Source organism: Paenibacillus hebaui, from assembly GCF_051934385.1.
Lineage (GTDB): Bacteria > Bacillota > Bacilli > Paenibacillales > Paenibacillaceae > Paenibacillus.
Genome location: NZ_CP196836.1, coordinates 6,288,288 through 6,311,164, shown reverse-complemented (window position 1 = coordinate 6,311,164; position 22,877 = coordinate 6,288,288). Strand labels below are relative to the sequence as shown.

The 22,877-nt window shown below is 56.4% G+C and carries 4 protein-coding genes; all 4 read left to right on the top strand.

Going from position 1 to position 22,877, the window contains the following annotated elements; genetic code table 11:
- Positions 1–752: 752 nt before the first annotated feature.
- The 4 genes from ACR32F_RS28385 to ACR32F_RS28370 all read left to right on the top strand — a co-directional run bounded on the left by ACR32F_RS28385 (position 753) and on the right by ACR32F_RS28370 (position 22,676).
- A complete protein-coding gene (locus ACR32F_RS28385) occupies positions 753–15,668 on the top strand; it encodes an amino acid adenylation domain-containing protein (RefSeq protein WP_440113070.1) in 14,916 nt (4,971 codons plus the stop codon).
- Between the two features lie 153 nt (positions 15,669–15,821).
- Complete coding sequence (locus tag ACR32F_RS28380) at positions 15,822–19,130, top strand: non-ribosomal peptide synthetase (protein WP_440113067.1); 3,309 nt, start codon at positions 15,822–15,824, stop codon at positions 19,128–19,130.
- Entirely contained in the window at positions 19,120–20,946 is a 1,827-nt protein-coding gene (locus tag ACR32F_RS28375) for an ABC transporter ATP-binding protein (RefSeq protein ID WP_440113064.1), read from the top strand. The genes ACR32F_RS28380 and ACR32F_RS28375 overlap by 11 nt, the downstream gene beginning before the upstream one ends.
- A complete protein-coding gene (locus ACR32F_RS28370; RefSeq protein WP_440113061.1) occupies positions 20,943–22,676 on the top strand; it encodes an ABC transporter ATP-binding protein in 1,734 nt (577 codons plus the stop codon). The genes ACR32F_RS28375 and ACR32F_RS28370 overlap by 4 nt, the downstream gene beginning before the upstream one ends.
- Positions 22,677–22,877 lie beyond the last annotated feature (201 nt).

Genomic DNA, 22,877 nt, shown 5'->3' with positions numbered 1-22,877 from the left:
CGCGCGCGCCGGCAAGAGACACGGAAGTGCCTTCCTGGGACCGTGCGGCCCTGATGTTAAGATAGCGCTTTCACCCCAATGCAAGATTTTCTCCCCATGCTGCCTGCGGTACCGTCAGGCAGCATGGAATTCACCGCCAATCCAAGTGCAGTCCCGTTCATGCCATACGGGGCATTCTTTGAGCCTCATGCAGCAACCATCGTCACATCTAATCGTCAGGAAAAGCTCACTACCCCGCAGCGGGATCTTTACTTATCCACACCAGGGCTGCGGGGGAATACACAAATCGTACATAGAGTGTATCAATACCCCTTAAACATAGGCTTCGACAAAGGCAGCTCCGTTGCCGAATCCGGAGGTACGGCCGACTTTCTGCTGGCCGGCCGGAACCCTACAGCAAACCTTACATCGATGGGAGGAACATCCCTTGTCCACCCCCAAATCCAATTCCGAACCCCCTGTTAAACCAAAGCCCGTCTGGCTCGTCCACAGCAAGCATATTGAAGCAGAGGAGCCGGAAGCAGCCGCATCTCTTGTGTAGAACGATGTTTTTTGTTGTCTTTCACGCATGGGAGCCTAGCGAGACAGCTGCTAGGCAGAGGATTGCCGCATGCGATCAACCGGGCAAGCGAAGCGGTGACCTGGCGAAAGCCATTGGCATTGTTGTCACATGTTTGAAAAGGCGGGGAGCGTTGTTGCGGCATGTGCTCCGCCGGATTGCTTTTACCGATGAAGAGAGGGGAACGATCCAGATGGCTTTTGAAAAAGAAACGTTGTTTTGGAACGAAAAATTCGGTAGCGATGATTATACCTTGACGCGGCTGCCTTATAGCAAAGCTCCAAGCTCCCTGGTGCCCATTGTGAAAACCGTCGGCGGTTCGCTGTCGGAGGAAGCGGCGCAGCGCGTCCTTCAAATGAGCAAGGGCGCTCCGCTGGCCGCTTTTATGATTTTGCTCGCCGGTGTTCAGGCACTCTTGCATAAATATACAGGCGCTTCAGACATTCTGGTCGGCATGCCGGTTGTGCGGAAAAAGGCGGAGACGCGCCGATCTGTTAATCATACGGTCATTTTGAAAAACTCGCTTTCGGCGGGTGCGACTTTTAAAACGCTTCTGAGCGAGCTGAGGACTTCCTTGCCGGAAGCGATTCAGCATCAACATATTCCGTTCTTGAAAATGACGGAGAAGCTGGATCTGCAATATGCAGAAGGGATACCCGTTGTGCATACGCTAGTATCCCTTAAGGAGCTGCATCTGGACGAAATTGGGCAAAACGTGGTCACGGACTGTTCCTTTGAATTCAGTTTAACCGGCGGGACGATACAGCTAGCGCTGTCATATAACGAGCACTTATATGACTCCGAGTTCATGACTCGGGTCGTCGGCCATCTGAATCGCCTGCTGGTCGTGGGGCTTCACGAGTTGGAGCTGGACATCGTGCGGGCGGACATGCTGTCGGAGGACGAGAAATTTCAATTACTGCAAAGCTTTAACGATACCGAGAAGGACTATCCTCGTGATCGGACGATTCATCAGCTCGTGGAGGAGCAGGCGAAGCGGGTTCCCGAGGCGACGGCGGTTGTCTTTGAGGGTCGGCGGCTTTCGTACGCAGAGCTGAACGAACGGGCGAACCGGCTGGCGCGTACGCTACGATCGGTCGGCGTACTGCCTAATCAGCTGGTAGGCTTGATGGTCAGGAGATCGCTGGAGACGGTCGTTGGCATTCTGGCGGTTCTGAAAGCTGGTGGTGCCTACGTGCCGATCGACCCGGATTACCCGGAAGAACGCATCCGCTACATTCTGGAGAACTCGAACGCGCAGCTGCTGCTGACTCAAAGAGAGCTGCTACAGCAAGTACAGTTCGAAGGGACCGTGCTGGCGCTAGATGACAAGCAGACTTACAGCGACGATGGCTCGAACCTGGAGTCGGCCAGTGGTCCGAACGATCTGGCTTATGTCATCTATACGTCAGGTACGACGGGCAAACCCAAAGGGGTCATGCTGGAGCATCGTGGTTTGGTGAGCTTGAAGCTGATGTTCGCGGAGAGGCTGGGCATCACGGAGTATGACCGGATCGTTCAATTTGCCAGCTTGTCGTTCGACGCATCCTGCTGGGAAGTGTTCAAAGCGCTCTATTTTGGCGCGGCTTTGTACATCCCGACGGCCGAGACAATTCTCGACACCCACCTGTTCGAGAGTTATATGAACGAGCATGCGATTACGGCGGCGATTTTGCCTCCGACGTACAGCGCTCATTTGAACCCGGACCGCCTGCCCAGCTTAACAAAGCTTGTAACGGGAGGCTCGGCGGTATCGGCCGAATTCGTGCAGCAGTGGAAAGCGAAGGTCCATTATTTCAATGCTTACGGCCCTACCGAAGCTTCGATTGTTACGACGCTTTGGGATGCGGATGAGCAGCAGCCGGAGCACAGAGTCATTCCGATCGGGCGCCCGCTGGCTAATCACCGGATTTTTATTTTGGATGCCCACCTACAACTTGTGCCTCCGGGAGTGGACGGCGAGCTGTGCGTGGCAGGCGTGGGGCTTGCGAGAGGTTACCTGAACCAACCGGAGTTGACGGCAGAGAAGTTCGTGGAACATCCGTTTGCGCCGGGAGAACGCCTTTACCGGACAGGAGATCTCGCCCGCTGGCTGTCGGACGGAAATATGGAGTACTTGGGCCGGATCGACCATCAGGTGAAAATCCGTGGATTCCGGATCGAGGTCGGCGAGATTGAAGAGCAGCTTCTGAAGATCGACTCCGTGCAGGAGACGATCGTAATCGCGCGGGAAGGAAAAAGCGGGCAAGAACTGTGCGCTTACCTGGTCGCGGGCCGCCCGCTTACGCTCGGCGAGCTGAGAAGCGCGCTGGTTCAAAAATTGCCGAATTACATGATTCCGGCGCATTTTGTTCAGCTTCCGCGGATGCCGCTCACGCCGAACGACAAAATCGACCGCAAGGCTTTGCCCGCCCCGGAAGGAAACGCACTGACCGGTGGAGCGTACGTAGCTCCCCGCAATGAAGCCGAGCGGACGCTTGCCGATGTGTGGCAGGCGGTATTGAACGCCGATCGCGTTGGGGTAACGGATCATTTCTTCGAGCTGGGTGGAGACTCGATCAAGTCCATTCAAGTATCTTCGCGGCTTCATCAAGCCGGGTACAAGCTGGAAATCCGGGATTTGTTCAAATATCCGACGATCTCACAGCTCAGCCTGCATGTGAAACCGATCGGACGTACCATCGATCAAGGCGAAATAACGGGTGAAACGGTGCTGACGCCGATTCAGCATTGGTTTTTCGAGAGCTCCTTTGCGGACCCGCATCATTTCAACCAGTCGGTGATGCTGTACCGGAAGGAACGCTTCGACGAAGAGACGGTGCGTCAGGTGCTGCAAAAGCTGGCCGAGCATCATGACGCCTTGCGGATGGTGTTCCGCAAGACGGAACAATGGTTTAGCGCGCGGAACCGCGCGATTCAGGAAGGCGGGCTGTTCACGCTGGACGTGTTCGACTTCAAGGATGCGGAGAATACCGCGCAGGCTGTGGAAGCGAAGGCAACGGACATTCAAGCGGGCATCAATCTGGAGAACGGGCCCCTCGTGAAGGCGGGACTGTTCCGGTGCGCGGACGGCGATCATTTGCTGCTCGCGGTTCATCATGCCGTGGTGGACGGCGTGTCTTGGCGCATTTTGATGGAGGATTTCGCTCTGGGTTACGAGCAGGCCGGCAAAAGCGAGGAAATACGTCTCCCGGCGAAAACGGATGCGTACCGCACTTGGTCCGAGCAGCTGGCCGCTTACGTGCAAAGCCCGGAGATGGCGAAGGAACGGGCCTATTGGCAGGCCGTGGAACAAATGGTGGTTCCGGCCGTGCCGAAGGATCTGGAGGCGGACGTTACGACGCAGCAGGACAGCGAATCGCTGTTCGTCCGTTTGACTCCCGAAGAAACGGAGCTGCTGCTGAAGCGGGTTCACCGGGCCTACAACACCGAAATGAACGATATTTTGGTTACGGCGCTCGGCATAGCCGTTCGCAAGTGGACTGGACACGAACGGGTGCGGATCAATCTCGAAGGACACGGACGCGAATCGATCGGAACGGATATCGACATCACGCGCACAGTTGGCTGGTTTACGACCAAGTTTCCGGTCGTCCTGGAGCCGGAAACCGACCGGGATTTGGCCTATCAGATTAAACAGGTCAAGGAAAGCTTGCGCCGCATTCCGAACAAGGGGCTTGGGTACGGCGTATGCCGCTATCTCTCCAAATCGGAGGATGGCTTTGTTTGGGGCGCAGAGCCGGAAATTAATTTTAACTACCTCGGCCAGTTCGACGATGATGTCAACCAGGACGAGATCGGCATATCTTCTTATTCCAGCGGCAGTCCGGCTAGCGACCTGCAGGCCTGCAGCTTTGTGCTGGATATCAACGGCATGGTGCTGGACGGCGCTTTATCGCTCGATCTCAGCTACAGCCGGAAGCAGTATCGCAAGGAAACCATGGAAGCCTTCGCTCAGCGGCTTGAGCAAAGTCTCCGAGAGCTCATTACCCACTGCGCAGGCAAAGAAAACACCGAATTGACGCCGAGCGACGTGCAATTTAAAGGCTTGACCATCGCGGAATTGGAGCAAATCGCCCAGCGCTCGGGCTATCTCGGGGAAATCGAAAATATTTACTCGCTTACGCCGATGCAGAAGGGCATGTGGTTCCACAGCGCGCTTGATCGGCAAACGGCCGCTTACTTCGAGCAGACACGGTTTACGATGCGGGGAGCGCTCGACGTCCAGCTTTTTGAGAGGAGTTGGATGGAACTTGCGAAACGTCATCTGGTGCTGCGGGCGAATTTTGTGAAAGGACCGGCGGGCGAGCCGCTGCAAATCATATACCGCGACAAGCCGGTTGGTTTTGAATATGAAGAGCTGCTTCATTTGCAGGTGGACGAGAAACAAGCTTACTTGGATAAAAAGGCCGAGGAGGACAAGCTTCGCGGCTTCGACATGGAACATGACGAGCTCGTTCGGTTTACGATCCTGCGCACCGAAGAGCAAAGCTATCATGTACTGTGGAGTTTCCAGCATATTTTGATGGACGGCTGGTGCTTGGCTCAGCTGACGCAGGAGTTGTTTGAGGCATACTCGGCCTTGGCATCCGGCAAGCAGCCAGCGGGAGATAAGGGATCGGATTATGGCGCCTATATCGAATGGTTGGAGAAACAGGACGATCAGGCGGCATCAGGCTATTGGACGGCATTCCTGGCAGGTTATGAAGGGCAAACCGTACTCCCGGGACAAAAGGAACTGGTGCCAAACGGCAGATTTACGGCTGATCACGTCACCGCCGAGCTGGGCAAGGACTTGAGCGAGCGGATGGACCGGGTGGCGAAACAGCGCCTGATTACGGTCAATACGCTGCTGCAAGCCGCTTGGGGCGTGATGCTGCAAAAATATAACGGAACAAACGATGCCGTATTCGGCAGCGTCGTGGCCGGAAGACCGGTGGAAATCCCGGGCATCGAGTCCATGATCGGGCTGTTCATCAATACGGTGCCGGTCCGCGTCACGAGCGAAGCGGACACCGTGTTCGCCGACCTGATGGCGAAGCTCCAAGAGCGGGCGCTGGAGTCCGGGCGTTATGATTACTATCCGCTGTATGAAATTCAAGCGCGCAGCGTGCAAAAGCAGAACCTGATCAACCATATCATCGCTTTCGAGAACTATCCGGTGGACGAGCAGATGGAGCAGGCGGGCGACCAGCAGCACGGCGACCTGACGATCGCTGACGTTCAGATGGAGGAGCAGACGAACTATAACTTCAACGTGACCGTGGTGCCAGGAGTCGAGATCGAAATTCGATTCGACTTTAACGCCGAAGTGTTCGATAAAGACAGCATCGAGCGGCTCAAGGGGCATCTCGTCCATCTGCTGGAGCAGGTGACGGATAATCCGGAAATTACCGTGGGCGAGCTGGAACTTGTGACGGAGGCGGAAAAGGCCGACCTTCTCGGACGTTTTAACGACACCACCACGGAATTTCCGCGCGGGAAGACGCTCATTCAATTGTTCGAAGAGCAGGCGGAGCGCATCCCGGATGCAGCCGCCATCTCCTTGAATGGGCAAGAGCTGACCTACCGCGAGCTGAACGAACGCGTCAACCGCCTTGCCCGTACCTTGCGTAGCCACGGGATATCCAAAGGCCGTCTGGTCGCCATTATGGCTGAGCGTTCCATCGAAATGGTTGTGGGCATGCTGGCGGCACACAAAGCCGGAGCGGCTTACGTACCGATTGACCCGGAATATCCCGAGGAGCGTATCCGTTTCTTGATTGAGGATTCGGGAGCGCAGGTCATGCTGACACAAAGCCGCTTGCGCGAGCGCCTGGCGGGTTCGGACTCCGTGATTTTACTGGATGACGAGTCCTTCTATCACAAGGACGCCACAAATCTGAATCCGGGCACCGAAGCGACAGATCTGGCCTGCGTCATCTATACGTCAGGCACGACGGGCAAGCCGAAAGGCAACCTTGTTTCGCACCGCAACATCGTGCGGATCGTGCGAAATACGAATTATATCGACATCACCGAGCAGGATCATGTCCTCCAGCTTTCAAGCTATTCGTTCGACGGAGCGATTTTTGATATTTTCGGCGCTTTAACCAACGGAGCGCGGCTGGTACTGGTTCCCCGCGAGACTTTGCTGGAAATCGGCCTTCTGGCGGATCTCATCCAGCGCCAGCGCATCTCGGTCATGCTGATTACGACGGCTTTCTTCAACGTCCTTGTAGATGTGAACGTCGACTGCCTGCGGGATGTCCGGGCGATTTTGTTCGGAGGAGAGCGAGTGTCGGTCGGACACGTGCGTAAAGCGCTCGCCCATATCGGACCGGGCAGGCTCAACCACCTGTACGGCCCGTCGGAAAGCACGGTTTATACCACGTACCTTCCGGTCGACTTTGTCGATGAGTCGGCGGTTACCGTACCTATCGGACGGCCGATCAGCAATACGACGGTGTATATCGTCGACAGCCGGAATAAGCTTCTGCCGATCGGCGTGGCCGGGGAGCTTTGCGTCGGCGGAGAAGGCTTGGTACGGGGCTACAATAACCGGCCGGAGCTGACGGCGGAGAAATTTGTGGACCATCCGTTTGTGCCGGGAGAGCGCATATACCGGACGGGGGATTTGGCGAAATGGCTGCCGGACGGCACGATCGAATACGTGGGACGGACGGACGACCAAGTGAAAATCCGCGGCTTCCGTATTGAGCTGGGCGAGATCGAAGCTCAGCTTCAGAAAGTGGAGGGAATTCGGAAAACGACGGTATTCGCGAGGGAAAACGCCTCCGGCGAGAAGCAGCTTTGCGCCTATTATGAAGCGGACCGTGAGCTTCCGGCGGCCGAGCTGAAGAGCGTGCTTTCTCAGGAACTGCCTGCCTATATGATCCCGGCGTACCTGATCCAGTTGGAGCGGCTCCCGCTGACGACGAACGGCAAGGTCGACCGCCGCTCCCTCCCGGCGCCTGAGGAGAGCTTGCAGCCGGGCGAAGGACGTACTCTGCCTCGGACTCCGTTGGAAGCCAGCTTGGCTGAAATATGGAAAAGCGTGCTCGGATTGGAGTACATCGGGATTCATGACAACTTCTTTGACTTGGGCGGCCATTCCCTGCGGGCAACGACACTGGTGAGCAAGGTGCATCAGGAGTTGAACGTCGAGCTGCCTCTGCGTGACGTATTCCGCTACTCGACGATTGAAGAGATGGCTCTCGCCATCTCCCGAATCGGAGAGCAGTCGTTCTCGTCGATTCCGCTGGCAGACGAAAGAGCATATTATCCACTTTCCTCAGCTCAGAAGCGGCTGTTTATCCTGAATCAACTGGAAGGAGCTGATCAGAGCTACAACATGCCGTGTGTGCTGCTGCTGGAAGGAGCGATTGACCGGAGCCTGCTGGAGAAGGCTTTCCGCGGACTGATCGCACGGCACGAAACGCTGCGAACCGGATTTGAGATCGTACAAGGCGAAGCAGTACAGCGTATTTACGAGAGCGTTGATTTTGCCGTCGAGTGCCGTCATGCGAACGAGGAAGAAGCGCCTGCAGTCGTGCAGGCTTTTATCCGGCCTTTCGACTTGGCGAAGCCACCGTTGCTGCGTGCCGAGCTCGTAGAGCTGGCAGCCGAACGTTATTTACTGATGTTTGACATGCACCATATCATCTCCGACGGGGTTTCGATGGACGTGTTAATCGATGAACTCGTTCGTCTGTACGGCGGCGAGTCATTAGAGCCTTTGCGCATTCAATACAAGGACTACGCGGTATGGCAGCAGTCGGACGAGCAAAAAGTACAGTTGAAACGCGAGGAAGCTTACTGGCTGGACCGTTACCGGGGCGAGCTGCCGGTTCTGGAAATGCCGGCGGACTATCCGCGTCCTGCTGTGCAGAGCTATGAGGGACAAACGCTGACGTCCTTCGTGGACGAGGCAACGAACGAAGGCTTGAAGCAGCTGGCCGCTCAAAGAGGAACGACGCTGTATATGGTGCTGCTTGCGGCATATACCGTGCTTTTGCATAAATACACAGGTCAGGACGATTTGATCGTGGGAACGTCGATTGCGGGCAGAACGCACGGCGACATGCAGCCTTTGATCGGAATGTTCGTCAATACGCTGGCGCTCCGCAATTATCCGGCTTCGGAGAAGACCTTCCTGTCGTATTTGGAAGAAGTGAAAGAAACGACCTTAGGCGCTTACGAGCATCAGAATTATCCGTTCGAAGAGCTCGTCGATAAAGTGCAGGTCAGCCGGGATTTGAGCCGCAACCCGCTGTTTGACACGATGTTCTCCCTGCAAAACTTGGAGGATAAAGAGTTTGAGCTGGAAGGGCTGAAATTGTCCTCGTACCCTAGCGAATACGGCACGGCCAAGTTCGACCTGAGTGTGGATGTAACGGAAGAAAACGGCGGCCTGGAGTGCAGCTTTGAATTCGCAACGGCTCTTTATAAAGAAAGCATGATCCGGCGGCTGTCGACTCATTTCGGACATTTGCTTGCGGCGATCGTAAGCCGTCCGGATGCGAAGATCGCCGAGCTGAACTTGCTGACGGCAGAGGAAAAAGAACAAATTCTCGGCGCGTTTAACCCGGCGCAGCTGGAAGCGGCTCCTGCGGCCGCGTTCCACCGGCTGTTCGAGGAACAGGCGGAGCGCACGCCGGAAGCGGAAGCTGTCGTGTACGAGAACGATCGGCTGACGTATGCGGAGCTGAACGAGCGGGCGAACCGCTTGGCGTCCACGCTGCGTGCAAGTGGCATCGGCCGGGAGATGATTGTCGGCATTCTCGCCGAGCGTTCGGTGGACTTGCTGGTGGCTGTTCTGGCCGTCTGGAAAGCGGGTGGGGCGTATGTACCCCTCGACCCGGATTATCCGGCAGACCGCGTGCGGTTCATGCTTGAAGACAGCGGAGCGAAGGTACTGCTGACGCAAACGCCGCTACGAGAGCGTGCCGAAGCCTGGCTCGGCGAAGAGGAGCTGGCGCTGGCGGCGGTGCTGTACCTGGACGACGAAGCGTCGTACAGCGAGGAGCGGGCGAATGCGCCGATTGGCTCCGGCATGGTCTCCGGCAAGCTGACGGATGCTGTGGACGACGGCGATGAGAGCCATCCGAATGTCGGCATGGGCAGCTTCCATGAAGCCCGTCCCGAGGACTTGGCGTACGTGATCTACACGTCGGGAACGACGGGCAAGCCGAAGGGCGTGATGATCGAGCACCGCAGCCTGGTGAACACGGCGGCGGGCTACCGGCGGGAATACCGGTTGGATCAGTTCCCGGTGCGCCTGCTGCAGCTCGCAAGCTTCTCGTTCGACGTGTTCGTGGGAGATATCGCGCGGACGCTGTACAACGGTGGCACCATGGTCATTGTGCCGAAGGACGACCGGATCGATCCGTCTCGTCTTTACTACTGGATAGAGCGGGAGCAAGTGACGATCTTTGAATCAACACCAGCACTGATCGTGCCGTTCATGGAGCACGTGCATGAGCAGGGGCTGGAGTTGAGTGGGATGGAGCTGTTGATCACAAGCTCAGACAGTTGCAGCGTGGCGGATTACCTGACCTTGCAGGAACGCTTCGGCTCGTTGTTCCGGATCATCAACGCTTACGGCGTGACGGAAGCGGCGATCGACTCAAGCTTCTACGACGAGCCGCTGACGAAGCTGCCGCAGACAGGCCATGTGCCGATTGGCAAAGCATGGCTGAATGCGAAATTCTACATCGTGGATGCGCACCTGAATCCGGTGCCGATCGGGGTGCTGGGCGAGCTGGTCATCGGCGGAGTCGGGGTAGCGCGCGGGTACTTGAACCGTCCGGAGCTGACAGAAGAAAAGTTCGTAGACAGCCCGTTCGCCGCGGGCGAGCGGCTGTACCGCACGGGAGACTTGGCGCGGTGGATGGAGGACGGGAACGTGGACTTCATCGGCCGGATCGACAACCAGGCGAAAATCCGGGGATACCGGATCGAGACGGGTGAGATCGAGTCGCAGCTACTGCGGGTGAAAGGCGTGCGCGAAGCGGTGGTGCTGGTTCGAAGTGACGCCAACGGGCATAAGGCACTATGCGCCTATTACACGCCGGATACCGGAGCCGAGCTGGCAGTGAACGATCTGCGCAGCGCGCTGGCACAGGAGTTGCCGGGGTACATGATCCCGTCGTACTTCGTGGAACTGGAGCGTCTACCTCTGACACCGAACGGAAAAATAGACCGGAAGGCGCTACCAGCACCGGAAGGGGAAGCGGGAAGCGGAACGGAGTACGTCGCACCGCGCAATGAGCTGGAAACGAAGCTGGCGACGATTTGGCAGGAGGTGCTGGGGCTTACGAAGAAGATTGGCGTTTACGACAACTTCTTCGACATTGGCGGCCACTCGCTGCGGGCGACGACGCTGGTCAGCAAGATTCATCAAGAGTTGAACGCAGATCTGCCGCTGCGCGACGTGTTCCGCCATTCCACGATCGAGAGCATGGCGGCTGCTATTTCCCGACTAGATGAGCATACATTTGTTTCCATTCCGGTAGCGATTGACCGAGAAGTGTATCCGCAATCTTTTGCTCAAAAACGTCTCTTTATCCTGAATCAACTGGAAGGCGCGGAGCTTAGCTATAACATGCCGGAGGCGATGGTGCTGGAGGGTGCTTTGGACCAGGCAAGGTTCGAAGAAACGTTCCGTAAGCTCGTGACGCGGCATGAAATGCTACGCACCGGGTTTGAAATGGTGGATGGCGAAGCATCACAGCGGGTTTGCCAGGACGTGAATTTTGCGGTGGAGTTCTATCGAGCGGATGAGCAAGAGGCCGAAGAGACGGTTCGCCGTTTCGTCCGTCCGTTTGACTTGGCGAAGCCTCCGCTGCTGAGGGTAGGCCTTGTCGAGCTGACCCCGGAACGCCATATTTTGATGTACGACATGCATCATATTATTTCCGACGGCGTCTCGATGGAAATCTTTGTTGAAGAATTCGCCCGTTTGTATGGTGGAGAGCAATTGGAGCCGCTGCGCATTCAGTACAAAGACTACACCGTTTGGCAGCATTCGCAGGAGCAGAAGGAACGGCTTCAGCAGCAGGAGGCGTATTGGCTGGACATGTTCCAAGGCGAGCTTCCGGTGCTAGAAATGCCGACCGACTATCCGCGTCCGGCCGTGCAGAGCTACGAAGGCCAAACGCTGGAGTTTTTCTTCGACGCTTCGAAAACCGACGGCCTGAAGCAGCTGGCCTCGGAAACGGGCACGACGCTGTTTATGGTGCTGCTTGCGGCGTATAACGTCCTTCTGCATAAATATTCAGGTCAGGAAGACGTGATCGTCGGTACGCCGATTGCTGGAAGGAATCATGGAGATGTGCAGCCGTTGATCGGGATGTTCTTAAACACGCTGGCGATCCGCAGTTATCCGGCTTCGGAGAAGACATTCCTGTCATACCTGAACGAAGTCAAAGAAACGACCCTCCACGCCTTCGAGCATCAAAACTATCCGTTCGAAGAATTGGTGGACAAGGTGCAAGTCACCCGTGATTTAAGCCGCAATCCGCTCTTCGACACGCTGTTTACGATGCAGAATACGGAGAACGAGGAATTTGAGCTGGAAGGGCTTCGCCTGATTCCTTATCCGAGCGCACTGGATACCGCGAAGTTTGATATCAGCTTGGATGTGGGCGAGGAGAACGGCGGCTTGGATTACAGCTTCGAATATGCGACGGCTCTCTACAAAAGGGAGACGATCGAACGGCTGGCGAAACATTACGAGCAGCTGCTCGTAGCGATTGTAAGCTGTCCGGATGCGAAGATCGCCGAGCTGAACTTGCTGGCGGCAGAGGAAAAAGAGCAAATTCTCGGCGCGTTTAACCCGGCGCAGCCGGAAGCGGCTCCTGCGGCCGCGTTCCACCGGCTGTTTGAGGAACAGGCGGAGCGCACGCCGGAAGAGGCGGCCGTCGTGTATGAGAACGACCGGCTGACGTATGCGGAGCTGAACGAGCGGGCGAACCGCTTGGCGGCCACGCTGCGTGCAAGTGGCATCGGCCGGGAGACGATTGTCGGCATTCTCGCCGAGCGTTCCGCGGACTTGCTGGTGGCTGTGCTGGCTGTCTGGAAAGCGGGCGGGGCGTATGTACCCCTCGACCCGGATTATCCGGCAGACCGCGTGCGGTTTATGCTTGAAGACAGCGGAGCGAAGGTACTGCTAACACAAACGCCGCTGCGAGAGCGTGCCGAAGCCTGGCTCGGCGAAGAGGAACTGGTGCTGGCGGCGGTGTTGTACCTGGACGACGAAGCGTCGTACAGCGAGGAGTGGGCGAATGCGCCGATGGGCTCTGGTATGGTTTCCGGCATAGTCTCTAGCAAGCTGACGGGTGCTGTGAACGAAGGCAATGGAAGCCATTCGAATGTTGGTATGGACAGCTTCTATGAAGCCCGTCCCGAGGACTTGGCGTACGTCATCTACACGTCGGGAACGACGGGCAAGCCGAAGGGCGTAATGATTGAGCACCGCAGCCTGGTGAACACGGCGGCGGGCTACCGGCGAGAATACCGGTTGGATCAGTTCCCGGTGCGGCTGTTGCAGCTCGCAAGCTTCTCGTTCGACGTGTTCGTGGGAGATATCGCACGCACGCTGTACAACGGAGGCACAATGGTGATTGTGCCGAAGGATGACCGGATTGATCCGTCTCGTCTGCACTACTGGATCAGCCGGCAGCAAGTGACGATCTTCGAATCAACGCCGGCGCTGATCGTGCCGTTCCTGGAGTACGTGCACGAGCAGCGGCTGGATATGAGCTGGATGGAGCTGTTGATCACGAGCTCGGACAGCTGCAGCGTGGCGGATTACCGGACCTTGCAGGAACGCTTCGGCTCGTTGTTCCGGATCATTAACGCCTACGGCGTGACGGAAGCGGCGATCGACTCAAGCTTCTATGACGAGCCGCTGACGAAGCTGCCGCAGACAGGCCATGTACCGATCGGCAAAGCGTGGCTGAATGCGAAATTCTACATCGTGGATGCGCATTTGAACCCGGTGCCGGTCGGGGTGCTGGGCGAGCTGGTTATCGGCGGAGTCGGCGTGGCGCGTGGGTACTTGAACCGTCCGGAGCTGACAGAAGAAAAGTTCGTAGACAGTCCGTTCGTCGCGGGCGAGCGGCTGTACCGCACGGGAGACCTGGCGCGGTGGATGGAGGACGGGAACGTGGACTTCATCGGCCGAATCGACAACCAGGCGAAAATCCGGGGCTACCGGATCGAGACGGGCGAGATCGAGTCGCAGCTGCTGCGGGTGGAAGGTGTGCGCGAAGCGGTGGTGCTGGTTCGAAGTGACGCGAACGGGCAGAAGATGCTATGTGCGTATTACACGCCGGATACCGGAGCGGAGCTGTTGGTGAACGATCTGCGCAGTGCGCTGGCACAGGAGCTGCCGGGCTACATGATCCCGTCGTACTTCGTGGAGCTGGAGCGCCTGCCTCTGACGGCGAACGGAAAGATGGACCGGAAGGCGCTGCCAGCGCCGGAAGGGGAAGCGGGAAGCGGAACGGAGTACGTCGCACCGCGCAATGAGCTGGAAACGAAGCTGGCGGCGATTTGGCGGGAGGTGCTGGGGCTTGCGAAGGAGATTGGCGTTCACGACAACTTCTTCGACATCGGCGGCCACTCCCTGCGAGCGACGACGCTGGCAGGCAAGGTATTTAAGGAATTAAACGTCAACCTGCCGCTGCGCGACGTATTCCGTCACTCGACGATTGCGGCGATGGCCGAGGCGATCGCCCGGATGGAACGGCAGGAGCATGAGGCCATTCCTCAAGCGGAGCAGAGAGAGTACTACCCTCTGTCCTCCGCGCAGAAACGGCTGTTCATTCAGCACACGCTGGATGGAGCGGATCAGCTTTACAACATGCCGGAACTGGTGCAGGTGGAAGGTGAGTTTGATTTAGACCGGTTGGAAGCCGCCTTGTGGAAATTGATAACACGGCATGAATCGCTGCGCACCGGTTTTGAAATGGTGAAGGGCGAAGCGGTTCAGCGGATCTACCCGCAGGTCGATTTTGCTATTGAGCATCATCAAGCGGATACAGAGGATGCAGCTCAAATCGAGCAGATCATCCGCAACTTCGTTCGTCCGTTTGATCTCGGCAAGCCGCCGCTGCTGCGCGCCGGGGTCATCGAGCTGGAGCCGAACCAGTATATTCTCCTCTTTGACATGCACCATATCGTGTCCGACGGTGTATCGATGGCGATTGTGATGGATGAGTTCTCGAGTTTCTACGCCGGGGAAGAACTGCCGCCACTACGCATTCAATACAAGGATTATGCCGTTTGGCAGCAATCGGAGGTTCACCGAGAGCGGATCGGGCGGCAGGAAGCGTACTGGCTGCAAACCTACGAAGGCGAGCTGCCGACAGCGGACCTGCCGATGGACTACGAACGGTCTGCGGTTCGCAGCTACGAAGGCGCGCATCTGGATTTCGACCTCGAAGCTTCTCTCTCTGCGCGGCTGCGCGAATTGGCGGCCGAGTGTGAAAGCACGCTGTTCATGGTGCTGCTTGCGGCTTATACCGTGCTGCTGTCCAAGTACAGCGGGCAGGAAGACTTAATCGTGGGCACCCCGGTGGCGGGAAGAACAAACGCCGACTTGGAGCCGGTCATCGGCATGTTTGTTAATACGCTGGCGCTCCGCAATCGTCCGTCGGGTGACAAAACGTTCCTATCCTACCTGGAAGAAGTGAAGGAAACCGCTTTGGGGGCTTTTGAGAATCAGGATTATCCATTCGAGGAGCTCGTGGAGCGTTTGAATGTGAAGCGGGAGCCGGGCCGCTTCCCGCTGTTCGATGCCGTTTTCGACTTGCAAAACATTGAAGAAAGAGACGCCGAACTGGAAGGGGTCAGCCTGAAGAATTACGAGCTAAACCATTTGGAAGAAGCGAAGTTCGATCTGACGCTGTTTATGTATGAAAACAGCGGGGCGCTGAGCGGGGGCTTCTTCTACGCCACCAAGCTGTTCAAAGAAGCGATGATCCGCACCTTGACCGAGGATTACCTGCGGGTACTGTCTCAAATTGCGGAAAATCCACAACTTGAGCTAAGCCGGATTGAATGTCATAAACCGGCGGCAGGCGCAAAGAGTGCCGTCGATACGATCGAATTCGCGTTTTAATCCTACAAGCGCGCCTCCGCCGTCAAGCGAAATCGGCGCGCATCCCATGGAAGACGGCGAACAACGTCCAAGCCCGTAAACGCGCAGGCCGAAAGCAAGCTTTTCGGACCTGCGCCGGGGCATGCGGTCACTTCATTTTTAGGGGAGGTACGAATGAAATCTTTATTTGAAAAGGAAGAACGGTACTGGAGCGGCAAGTTTGACGCCGATGGCAGCCTGAGCTTCCTTCCCTACAGTCAATCCTCCAAATTATCCGCGGGCAGGGAAGCTGCGGCTGATATGGATTTGCTTCACCGTACTCTGCCGAGCGAACTCTCGGAGAGAATCATTCGCCTCGCGAGCGGTTCGGATTTGGCTTTGTACATGATTGTTTTGGCAGGAGTAAAAAGCCTGCTGTTCAAATATACCGGGCAGGACCAAGTGCTGGTCGGCATGCCTTCTTATAGCGCAGATCCTGACGGGACTCCGCCGCCGCATGACATCTTGGTGATCAAGACGTCCGTAAGCGGCCAGACTACGCTGAAAATGCTGCTCGGGGGCATCAAAGCCTCCATCGGCGAGGCGCTGGAGCATCAGCACCTGCCTTTTCGGAAAATGGTGGAGCCGCTCCATCTGGACTATACAGTGGACGGCCTACCGATTGTCAATACCGTCGCATCCTTCGCCCCACTTCATTCGGAACCGCTGGGTAACCGGGTGGCAGCCGATACGGTTTTTCGCTTCGACCGCCAAAACCACTCCATCGAGCTGGAAGTAAGCTTTGACGGGCAGCGGTACGAGCGGACATTTGTGGAACAGGCGGCCGACCATCTTGTTCGGTTGCTGTCCGTACTTTTATTTGAGCCGGATCTGGAGCTTGGACAAGCCGATGTGCTGTCCCCAGACGAGAGGGAGACGCTGCTGAAGCGATTTAATGACACAGAAACCGGGTTCGAGCAGGGGAAAACGATTCACGGCTTGTTCGAAGAACAGGCGGAGCTTTACCCGGACAACGTGGCCGCCGTTATGAACGAGCGGCAGCTGACCTACCGCGAGCTGAATGAGCGATCCAACCGGCTTGCGCGGACGCTGCGGGAGAAGGGAGTCGAAGCGGATCAGCTGGTAGCGATTCTGGCTGAACGTTCGCTTGATATGGTCGTCGGCATTCTGGCAATTCTCAAAGCGGGCGGAGCCTACGTGCCTGTCGATCCCGACTACCCAGAGGAGCGTATCCGCTTCATGATCGAGGATTCAGGTGCGCCGTTATTGCTGATTCAAAAGCATTTACATGAGAAGACCGACTTCGCAGGAACGCGCCTCGAATTTGACGATTTCGTTTGGGGCGACAGCGGGGCGAACTCGGCAGGTGCGCTGGATGCATCGAACCTGGAGCCGATTTCGGGGTCGGGCAACCTGGCCTATGTCATCTACACGTCGGGAACGACCGGCAGACCGAAAGGCACGTTGATCGAGCATAAAAACGTCGTGCGCCTTCTATTTAACGACAAGAATCTGTTCGACTTCGGGCCGTCCGACACGTGGACGCTGTTCCATTCGTTCTGCTTTGATTTCTCCGTCTGGGAAATGTATGGAGCACTGTTGTACGGAGGCAAGCTGGTCATTGTACCGCCGCTCACAGCGAAAAATCCGGCCGAGTTTCTGGTGCTGCTGGGCCGCGAACAGGTCACGATTTTGAACCAGACGCCAACGTACTTTTACCAGCTGTTGCGTAATATCTTGGCGGATCATCCGTACGATCTGCGGATTCGCAACGTCATCTTCGGGGGCGAAGCACTCAGTCCGCTGCTGCTCAAGGGCTTCAGGACGAAGTACCCGGAGACGAAGCTGATCAATATGTACGGCATTACCGAGACGACGGTTCACGTGACGTATAAGGAAATAACGTGGGTCGAAATAGAGGCGGCGAAGAGCAATATCGGTAAGCCGATTCCGACGCTGAGCGTGTACGTCGTTGATGAAAACCGCCGCCCTGTGCCGATCGGCGTAGCCGGCGAAATGTACGTGGCCGGGGAAGGCCTGGCGAGAGGATACCTGAACCGTCCGGATCTGACGGCGGAGAAGTTCGTCGATTCCCCGTTTGCGGAGGGGGAGAAGCTGTACCGCTCAGGCGACTTGGCGGCTTGGCTGCCGGACGGCAACATCGAATACCTGGGCCGGATCGACCACCAGGTCAAAATCCGCGGGTACCGGATCGAACTGGACGAAATCGAGACGCAGCTGCTGAAGATCGCCGCCGTGCAAGAAGCCAAGGTGCTCGACCGCGACGACGCGAACGGCCATAAGCAGCTTGTCGCTTATTACGTCGCGGAAACGAAGCTGGCGGCGAATGAACTCAAGGAGGAGCTCGCCAAGCAACTTCCGGGGTATATGATTCCTTCGCACCTCGTGCAGCTTTCGCGAATGCCGTTGACCCCGAACGGGAAAATCGACCGCAAAGCGCTGCCCACGCCGGAGGAAGCCGCGGCCGGAGGAGCGGAATATGTCGCGCCGAGAACGCTGCTCGAAATGAAGATCGCCCGCGTCTGGCAGGATACGCTTGGCGTTCCGCAGGTCGGCGTAAAGGATAACTTTTTTGAGCTCGGTGGCAATTCGTTAAGTCTGATGAGGCTCGTTCAAGCCGTTTACGATGAAACGGGCATTGAGATACCGCTGAACCGCCAATTCCATCATGTAACCGTTGAAGCCATGGCTTTCGGAGAGGGGGATCTGGGCCTGGATAAAGGGGGAGACTCCTTCATTAAGCTGAATAAAGCAGGAGATTTGAACGTGTTTTGCTTCCCTCCGGGCAGCGGCTTTGGCATCGGTTACCGAGAGCTCGCAAGCAGGCTCGACGGCCGGTTCGTGCTCTACGGCATTGATTTTATCGACGATGCCACCGATTACGAGGCGATGCTGAACCGTTATGTGGACGAGATCGTCCGCATCCAGCCGGAAGGACCTTACGTGCTGCTCGGCTACTGCTTCGGAGGAAACCTGACGTTCGAGGTAGCCAAAACGATGGAGAAAAGAGGGTATTCCGTAACGGACGTGCTCATGGTGGACTCGTGGATTAAGGACACGCTGACGCCTTCCGAAACGTCGGAGAAAGAGCTTGAAGAAACGCTTGCTGATTTCGACGAAGAAGAGAAGGAATTAATGAGCAACCCGCTCGTGCGGGAGCGTGTTCATCGGAAGGTCAAAGCGACCTTGGCGTACGAAGCGCAGCTTATTAATTCCGGCACGATCCCGGCCCGGATTTACGAACTGATTGCGAAGGACAGCGAAGCGTTCCGCCTGGAGCACCAATTGCCGTCTTGGCGGGGGGCAACGACGCAAGCTTACGCCGATTACCGGCTGGAGGGCGCGCACGAAGAATTGCTGGAACTCGCGCGCGTGGACGAAACGGCCGTCGTCATCCGGGACATCTTAGAGCAAGTCAAGCGGCAGATCGAAGCGGAGGCCGGGGTACTGCATGGAAGCTGACCGGCAGCCGTCTGTTCAAGAACAAGGCACAGCGGCGCCTTCCAAGCGCCAAACCGCTTACACCACCTGGAAAGCGTTCCGTTGGCTGATGTCCTATGTAAGCCGTCACAAAGGCTGGATGATCGTCGGTATCTTGTCCGCAATTGCCGCCGCCGTTATTGAGATATGGACGGGAAGTTTGATCGAGCAGCTGACCACCCAAGCCGAGAAGGGGGCGGGGCCAAACGTTCTGCAAATCGTGTACACGGTCTTTGTGGTCATCTTGATCGGTGTGCCGGCGAAGTTTTTCATGAGCTTCGGCGTGGAGCGAAGCAGCGCCTCTGCGGTGCAGGATATCCGCAACCATGTCATGCGTCATATCGGCAAACTCCCGGTCTCCTATTTGGAAAAGCAGCACTCCGGCGACGTGTTGTCGCGGATCAACAACGATCTGCAGCTCATCCAGCAATTTATGATTCGGGACCTTGCCCAGTGGTTTTATCATCCGCTATTATTCATCGGCTGTTTCGCTTATTTGATCTACCTCCAATGGGAGCTGATGCTGTACAGCCTGCTGTTATTTCCCGTAGCGCTGCTGGTTTCCCAATGGATCGGCAAGCAGCTGGAACAGTTGACGGAGGAAGCCCAGGCGAACATGGGCCGAATGAATGTCAACCTCCAGGATACGCTTGGGGGGATGCCTATTGTAAAAAGCTACCTGCTATCCGGTATGTTATCTCGCTCCTACCAAGTGCTGCTGCAATTGACGGCTCAAAAAAAGCTGGCCGTGAAAAAGCGGGAAGCCTGGGTCAACCCGCTGCTTTCCACGCTGATGATCAGCCCGATCATTTTCGCCGTCAGTTACGGAAGCTATTTGATCTACAACGGTCAGCTAGGCGCGGGAGAGCTGATCGCCTTCCTGTACTTGCTGAATCTGTGTCTGGAGCCGCTGGAGCATATTCCCGAGCTCATCACGCGGACGTTCGAAATGACCGGTGCCCTGAGAAGGGTCTCCGAAATCGTCGAGCAGCCGACCGAAACGGAAAATGGCCGTTCGCTTCCGAAAGCGAGCGCCGCCCCCATTGAGTTTCAGAACGTAACCTTCGGGTATGAGGAGAGCTCCCCGATCCTGCGGAATCTTAGCTTCTCGGTGCCGGAAGGGAAGACGATCGCGCTTGTCGGAGCGAGCGGCGGAGGGAAGAGCACAGTGTTTAAGCTTGTATGCGGCTTTTATTCGCTTCTGGAGGACCAGGGTGAGATCCGCGTGTTCGGCAGCCTGATCCACGGCGCCGATCCGGAGCAGCTTCGGTCGCATTTTTCCGTGGTAACTCAGGATTCATATTTGTTTAGCGGCACGATCGCCGAAAATATCGGCTACGGGCGGGAAGAAGCGTCGATGGACGAGATTATCGAAGCCGCCAAAGTCGCTCAGGCGCATTCCTTCATTATGTTGCTTCCCGGCGGTTACCAGACGTATGTCGGAGAGCGCGGAGGCTTTTTGTCCGGCGGGCAGCGCCAGCGCATTGCAATGGCCCGGGCTTTTCTGAAGGATGCTCCCGTTCTGCTGCTGGACGAGCCAACGTCGGCTCTTGATCCGGAGTCGGAAAGCGCGGTTCAGAAAGCGCTGGGAGTATTGATGAAGCAGAGAACCACGATGGTTATTGCCCACCGGCTTTCTACGGTACAAAACGCCGACGAAATTTGGGTCATGGAACAAGGAAATATTGTGGAAAAGGGCACTCATGAACAATTGCTGGAGATGAAGGGACTGTACGCCCAGTCGTACTACCAGGAATTTACCGAGTCTGCCGAACGCAGGGAGGTGGCGTACAAATGAAAAAGGGCGGATGGCTCTCGCAAGTGAAAGAACTCGGCTACTTGCTGACGTTTATGAACCGCAAGCGCAAAACCCAGTACGCCATTGGCCTTGCCGTGACGGCGCTCACCCAGACATTGTTCCTGATCGCCTTCAGTTTGGTCGTACATAACTTGGTTGATTTCGCCGTGTCCCGAGATACGTCCCTGATGATGGAAGCCTTTATTATTTTGGGCGCGGCCCTGTTCCTGGAAAATGTGATTTCTCCATGGTTCATTTACTTATACCAGCGCAGTGTCGAGCTGACTGTGCTGAATATTCGCGAACGTCTTTATGACAAGCTGTGCCGGGTGCGGCCGAGATTCCTGGAGCAGACGCACCATGGGGACTTGCTGTCGCGGGTGAACAACGACGTAACGACCGTTGAGTTTACATTCTCGCAGGTTTACTTCGTTTTGCTGCTTCAAGTTGTCTTTTGCATCGGCTCCATTGTCTCTATGGTGTTGATCGATTGGCGGTTTGCCGGCGTATCCTTCGTCATTTTGCTGCTGTCCTCCGTGGTCAGCCTGAAATTTGCGCGGGATATTCGCGTCTTGTCCGAACAAGGCTTGCAAACGCTCGGTAAAATGACCGAAAAATTCAAAGATTTTATGGGCGGCATTCAAATTGTGAAGCTGTTTCGCATCCGCACGATTTACGGCCAGTACGAGGTGTTGAACGAACAAATGACACAGACGCTTCGACAAACGGCACAGAAGAACGGCATGCAGGCTGCGGTGAACCATTTTATCAGCTACGTCACGTTCTGCGGCATCATCGTCATCGGCAGTCTTCTTTATGCCTACGGACTGATGGGAATGGGAAGCGTCGCCGCCCTGGCGGTTCTGCAAGTGAATCTGACGCACGCATTGTTGAATTTGGGTATGGTTCTGTCGATGACCCAAAATTCACTCGCGGGCGCTCACCGGGTTCAAGAGGTACTAAGAGAGGAAGAGGAACCGGAGCGTCTGGGATCTCCTCACAGCCAGCTCGTGTCGGAGGCTGCGGTGGAGTTTCGCGATGTGGAATTTTCCTATCAGGCGGATAAAAAGGTGCTTGTCGACATGTCCATGCAGGTGTTTCCCGGCCAGGTCGCTGCGATCGTGGGGGCCAGCGGCAGCGGCAAAAGTACGCTGATCAAGCTGCTGCTCGGCTTTTATCCTGTGGACAGCGGAGAAATCCTGCTCCAAGGCAAACCGTTTGGCCATTACACGCTGGACGAAATCCGCAGGCAGATTGCATACGTTCCGCAGGAGCCGTTCTTGTTTACCGGCACGATTGAGGAAAACATTCGCTACGGCAACCCGGATGCAACGGATGAAGAAGTGATTGAAACTGCCAAAGCGGCGTACGCTCATCATTTCATTCAGGAGCTTCCTGAACAGTATAAAACGCAGGTGGGAGAGAGAGGAGCGTCATTGTCGGGCGGACAAAGGCAGCGAATTGCGATTGCTCGGGCGATTCTCAAAAACGCCCCGATTCTGCTGCTGGACGAAGCAACTTCCGCGCTGGATAACGAATCCCAGCATTGGGTACAGCAGGCCCTGAACGTATTGATGAAGGGGCGCACCACCATTCTGATCGCCCACCGTCTCAGCACCGTGGAACATGCGGATTTGATTACCGTGATGAACCAAGGGACGGTCGTCGAGCGGGGCAGCCATCAGGACCTGCTGGCGCTCGGGGGTTATTACGCCCGGCTGTACGGATAGACCCGCTTTACGGCGGGCGGCTTCCTGCTTGCGAATGCGACAGAGTTTTTAGTGATCCAAGGTATGACTTTATAACTGGTATTTACCAGGAAACGTAGACACGAAAAAGGGGGGAGAGTCCGCAGAAGCGTTCATGGAATGGCTTGCGCGGTTCTTTCTTAAGAGTGACTAAGTGATATCTAGGTACAAAGCCTATCTATA